The organism is Mycobacterium simiae, assembly GCF_008370645.1.
GTDB classification, from domain to species: domain Bacteria; phylum Actinomycetota; class Actinomycetes; order Mycobacteriales; family Mycobacteriaceae; genus Mycobacterium; species Mycobacterium simiae_A.
In genome coordinates this window covers 1-3806 of sequence record NZ_VTZN01000291.1, presented here as the reverse complement: position 1 = coordinate 3806, position 3806 = coordinate 1, and the positions used below count along the sequence as shown (strand labels likewise).

At 63.0% G+C, this 3806-nt stretch carries 3 protein-coding genes; 2 read left to right on the top strand and 1 reads right to left on the bottom strand.

Annotation, left to right across the window (positions count from 1 at the left end; genetic code table 11):
* Nucleotides 1-104 precede the first annotated feature (104 nt).
* A complete protein-coding gene (locus F0Q45_RS24885) occupies nt 105-1280 on the bottom strand; it encodes a steroid 3-ketoacyl-CoA thiolase (RefSeq protein ID WP_149656424.1) in 1176 nt (391 codons plus the stop codon).
* 170 nt (nt 1281-1450) lie between these two features.
* Between F0Q45_RS24885 and F0Q45_RS24880 the strand changes: the two genes are divergently transcribed.
* On the top strand, nt 1451-2707 hold the full coding sequence (locus F0Q45_RS24880; protein WP_188113148.1) for a cytochrome P450: 1257 nt from the start codon (nt 1451-1453) through the stop codon (nt 2705-2707).
* A 17-nt stretch (nt 2708-2724) separates the two neighbouring features.
* Nucleotides 2725-3806, top strand: a 1082-nt coding sequence (locus F0Q45_RS24875; protein WP_149656423.1) for an acyl-CoA dehydrogenase family protein, incomplete at its 3' end; no start/stop codon positions are given.

Below are 3806 nucleotides of genomic sequence, written 5' to 3'. Positions count from 1 at the left end.
CCGGGTGCAGCTGGCCGCCAACGGCACCGCCGCGGCGTCATGGCTGACCAGCGCGTCGATGTAGGCCTGCGCCGCCCCTATCCGGTCTTCGTCGGAAACCGCCATTAGATCCGCTCGAGGATGGTGCCGGTAGACAGCGCACCGCCCGCGCACATGGTGATCAACGCGGTGCTCTGGTCGGTGCGCTCCAGCTCGTGCAATGCCGTGGTGATGAGGCGACTACCGGTACAGCCGACCGGATGGCCCAGCGCGATCGCACCCCCGTTGACGTTGACCCGAGCCATGTCGGGTTCGTGTACCCGTGCCCAGGACAGTACTACGGATGCGAATGCCTCGTTGATTTCGACGATGTCAATGTCACCCATCTTCATGCCGGCCTTCTCTAGCACCTTCGCGGTCGACTGCACCGGACCGTCGAGGTGGTAGTAGGGCTCAGCGCCCACCAGTGCCTGGCTGACAATCCGCGCCCGCGGCTTCAAGCCCAGCGCCTTAGCCTTGTCCTCGTCCATCCACAACACCGCTGCTGCACCGTCGGAAATTTGTGATGAGGTGCCCGCGGTGTGAATGCCGCCTTCGAGCACCGGCTTGAGCTGACTCAGCCCCTCCATCGTGGTGTCGCGCAGACCCTGGTCGCGCGAGACCAGGTGGCGTTCGCTGGTGGGTTGCTTCTGCTCGTCGAGCACCGGCGCCTCGATAGGCGAGATCTCGCGGTCAAAGCGGTTTTCATCCCACGCCCGCTTGGCACGCAGTTGCGACTCGAATCCGAAGGCGTCGATATCGTCGCGGGTGATACCGCGGCGCTTGGCAATTCGCTCGGCTGCCTCGAACTGGTTGGGCATGTCAATGTTCCACGACTGCGCCCGGATCGCCGAGCGGTCCGGCCCGGCGTTGGCGCCCAGACCGACCCGGCTCATCGCCTCGATGCCGCACGCGATGCCGATGTCGATGGCGCCGATCGCGATCAACCCGGCAATGAGATGGTTGGCTTGCTGCCCGCTGCCGCACTGGCAATCGACGGTCGTCGCACCGACATGTTCGGGCAAACCGGCGGTCAGCCAGGCCACGCGGCTGATGTTGTTGGACTGCTCCGCGTATTGCGTCACACAGCCACCGATGACCTGTTCGACATCCCCGGCCTGGAACCCAGCTTGCAGGCCGGGGATGTCGACCAGTGCCTTCTGCACCGCACCCAGCAGCTCAGTGGCGTGCAGACCAGACAGCCATCCATTGCGCTTACCGATGGGGCTGCGCGTGGCCTCAACGATTACCGGGTTACCCATGTGGCCAGGCTAGAACACGTTTCATTACTATGACAAGCAAGGATGCTCTGATGCCTTTTGTCTGCGGTGAAGGCATGTTTTACTGGCAGCAGAGTATTACTAGGACAACTAGTGTCCTGGGATCGCAAGGCGCAAGCCAGTCGCTGAGGACTGCAGTAAGGAGAACTAGCGTGCCCACCCCCCATCTTCCGCCCGGGTTCGACTTCACCGACCCCGACATCTACGCCGAGCGGCTGCCGGTCGCCGAATTTGCCGAGTTGCGATCGTCGGCACCGATCTGGTGGAACGAGCAAGGCCCCGGCATGGGCGGGGGCTATCACGACGGGGGCTTTTGGGCGATCACCAAGCTCAATGACGTTAAAGAGATATCGCGGCGCAGCGACGTCTTCTCCAGCTACGAAAGCACGGTGATACCGCGGTTCCATAATGACATTGCGCGTGAAGACATTGAGGTGCAGCGATTGGTCATGCTCAACCAGGACGCACCCCACCACACCCGGTTGCGCAAGATTATTTCCCGGGGATTTACCCCGCGGGCCATCGGACGCCTGGAGGCCGAACTCCACGAGCGCGCCCAGACGATCGCCAAGGAGGCAGCCGCCGAGAGTTCCGGTGACTTCGTGGAGCAGGTGTCGTGCGAGTTGCCTTTGCAGGCGATTGCGGGTTTGCTCGGGGTGCCGCAGGAGGACCGCCTCAAGCTGTTTGATTGGTCCAACGAGATGACCGGCACCGAAGACCCGGAATTCGCTCACATCGACCCGAAGGCGTCGTCGGTGGAGTTGATGGCCTATGCGATGAAGATGGCCGAGATGAAAGCCAAAAACCCGGGCGACGACATCGTGACCGCGTTGATCCAAGCCGACATCGACGGCGAAAAGCTCTCCGAGGACGAATTCGGGTTCTTCGTGATCATGCTCGCAGTAGCCGGCAACGAGACCAGCCGCAACTCCATCACCCAGGGGATGATGGCGTTCGCGGACTTCCCCGAACAATGGGAGTTGTACAAGGACGAGCGCCCGGAAACCGCCGCGGATGAGATCGTCCGCTGGGCCACTCCGGTCACCTGCTTCCAGCGCACCGCGCTGCAGGACTACGAGTTGTCGGGTGTGCCGATCAAGAAGGGCCAGCGGGTGGTGATGTTCTACCGCTCAGCCAACTTCGACGAAGAGGTCTTCGAAAACCCCCTCGCGTTCAACATATTGCGCAATCCCAATCCGCACGTCGGCTTCGGCGGCACGGGTGCGCACTACTGCATCGGGGCCAACTTGGCTCGGTTGACGATCAAATTGATGTTCAACGCCATTGCCGACAACATGCCGGACCTGAAGCCGCGCTCAGCGCCGCAGCGGCTGCGCTCGGGGTGGCTCAACGGCATCAAGCACTGGCAGGTCGACTACAACGCCAGCAAGTGCCCGGTGCCGCACTGATGGATTGAGCAGCCAGGATGGATTTCGACCGCACCGCAGAGCAGCACGCTGTGGCCGATGTAGTCACGTCGGTGCTGGCGCGGGACTTCAGCTCGGCGAGTATGCGGGCTGCGGAGCTGGCCCGGGGCGCGCGTCCTCCCGCTCACGGTGGCGAGGCAGGCAAGTCCGACCCGGTTTGGGCTGCTTTGGTTAGCGGAGGGGTGACGGCTCTAGCGGTGCCGGAACGTCTGGGCGGCGACGGTGTTGGTTTGCTCGAGGTCGGGACGGTGCTGACCGAAGTTGGCCGGCGCGGCGTCATCACACCGGCATTGGCGACGCTGGGCCTTGGGGTGGTGTTGCTGCTCGACGCGGGCTCCGATGAGCAGCAAGACCGCTGCCTGGCCGGAGTCGCCACGGGCTCACTGTTGACCGCGGCACTCAACGAGCCCGGTGCCGCGTTGCCCGAGCGGCCTACCGTCCGCTTTTCGGATGGCAGGTTGTCGGGCACCAAGATTGGTGTCGGGTATGCCGAGCAAGCGGAGTGGATGATCGTAACTGCCGACAACGCGGTCGTGGTGGTATCACCGAAGGCCGATGGTGTGCAGCTGGTCCGGACACCGACGTCGAACGGTTCCGACGAGTTCACCGTGTCGTTTGGTGATGTGGAGGTTGCCGACTCCGACGTTCTGGTGAAAGGTTCGACGCACCGACTCAACCAGCTGGTATTGGCGATGATAGGCGCTTACGCCGACGGGCTGGTGTCCGGGGCGCTGCGGCTCACCGCTGACTACGTGGCCAACCGCAAGCAGTTCGGCAAGCCACTATCCACCTTCCAAACTGTGGCAGCTCAGCTCGCCGAGGTTTACATCGCTTCGCGCACCCTCGATTTGGCGGCGCAGTCGGTGATCTGGTGCTTGTCAGAAGGACGAGATGCCGAGGACGACCTGGATGTCCTCGGGTACTGGCTGACCTCCCAGGCACCCCCGGCGATGCAGATTTGTCACCATCTGCACGGGGGCATGGGGATGGACATCACGTATCCGATGCACCGGTACTACTCCACGATCAAAGATCTGACGCGGCTGCTAGGGGGGCCATCTCATCGACTTGAGCTGGTGGG

Coding starts and splice junctions, on each gene's coding strand:
- F0Q45_RS24885 (WP_149656424.1), bottom strand. CDS start 1,280: ATGGGTAACCCGGTAATCGTTGAGGCCACGCGCAGCCCCATCGGTAAG.